Origin of the sequence: Burkholderia sp. AU16482, from assembly GCF_002223285.1 — a bacterium.
GTDB classification, from domain to species: Bacteria; Pseudomonadota; Gammaproteobacteria; order Burkholderiales; family Burkholderiaceae; genus Burkholderia; species Burkholderia semiarida.
Genome location: NZ_NKEY01000027.1, coordinates 1 through 1,592, shown reverse-complemented (window position 1 = coordinate 1,592; position 1,592 = coordinate 1). Strand labels below are relative to the sequence as shown.

Here is a 1,592-nt window from a genome sequence, read left to right as displayed (position 1 = left end):
GCGGCCGCCGCGCGCTGCAACGGCGCGCCGGCGCGCTGCGTCGCGCCCCAGCCGCCATAGCCGCCGAACTCGCGCACCGGCGACCAGTCCGGCATCGCCGGCGGGATCGGCGCGTCGTGCGACGCGAACGGCCCCGCGCCCCACACGATCTTCCCGTCGACCACCGTCAGCAACGCGGTCGTGCCGGCGATATCGTCTTCCGCGCACGCGAAGAAATCGCGATCGGGGACCACCAGGTCGGCAAGCTGTCCCACCGCGATGCGCCCTTTCTTGCCTTCCTCGTTCGAGAACCACGTCACGTACTCGGTCCACATCCGCAGCGCGGTTTCGCGATCGAGCAGGTTGCGCTGCGGATACAGGCGCATGCCGCCGACCGTCTTGCCCGTCACGAGCCATGCAAGCGACACCCACGGGTTGTACGACGCGACGCGCGTCGCGTCCGTGCCGGCCGACACCCTGAGCCCCTTGCCGAGCATCTTCGCGACAGGCAGCGTCGCCTCGGCGGCCTGCGCGCCGTAACGCTCGACGAAGTATTCGCCCTGATACGCCATCCGGTGCTGCACCGCGATGCCGCCGCCGAGCGCGGCGATCCGGTCCATCGATTTCTCGGAGATGGTTTCCGCATGATCGAAGAACCAGTTCAGCCCGTCGAGCGGGATGTCTTCGTTGACCTTCTCGAACACGTCCAGCGCGCGGCTGATCGTTTCGTCATAGGTCGCGTGCATGCGCCACGGCCAGCGGTTTTCCGCGAGCACGCGCACGACGCCTTCGAGGTCGTCCTCCATCTGCGCGGGCAAATCCGGCCGCGCGACGCGGAAGTCCTCGAAGTCGGCCGCGGAAAACGCCAGCATCTCGCCCGCGCCGTTATTGCGGAAGTAGTCGGTGCCATCGTGGTACTTGACGCTCTTCGTCCAGTTCACGAAGTCTTCCTTCTCCGCGTTCGGCTTCTGCGTGAACAGGTTGTACGCGATCCGGATCGTCATCTCGCCCGCGTCGTGCAGCTTGCGGATCACTTCGTAATCGTCGGGATAATTCTGCGAGCCGCCGCCCGCGTCGATCACGCCCGTCACGCCGAGCCGGTTCAACTCGCGCATGAAATGGCGCGTCGAGTTGTACTGATACTCGAACGGCAGCTTCGGCCCCTTCGCGAGCGTCGCGTAGAGGATCGTCGCGTTCGGGTTCGCGAGCAGCAGGCCGGTCGGATTGCCCCCGGCATCGCGCAGGATCGTGCCGCCCGGCGGCTCCGGCGTGTCCTTCGTATAGCCGACCACGCGCAGCGCGGCCGCGTTCAGCAGCGCGCGGTCGTACAGGTGCAGGATGAACACGGGCGTATCGGGCGCGACCGCATTGAGCTCATCGATCGTCGGCAGCCGTTTCTCGACGAACTGGTGCTCGGTGAAGCCGCCGACCACACGCACCCATTGCGGCGCGGGCGTCACGGCGACCTGGCGCTTGAGCATCTCCATCGCGACCGCGAGCGACGGCACGCCGTCCCAGCGCAGCTCCATGTTGTAGTTCAGGCCGCCACGAATCACGTGGCAGTGGTTGTCGATCAGGCCCGGCAGCACGCCGCGGCCGCCGAGATCGACCAC

General features: G+C 67.3%; 1 protein-coding gene. It reads right to left on the bottom strand.

The genetic code is table 11. From position 1 onward, the window contains the following. On the bottom strand, positions 1–1,592 hold a 1,592-nt coding region (locus tag CFB35_RS33975; RefSeq protein ID WP_089466257.1), incomplete at both ends, for an amidohydrolase.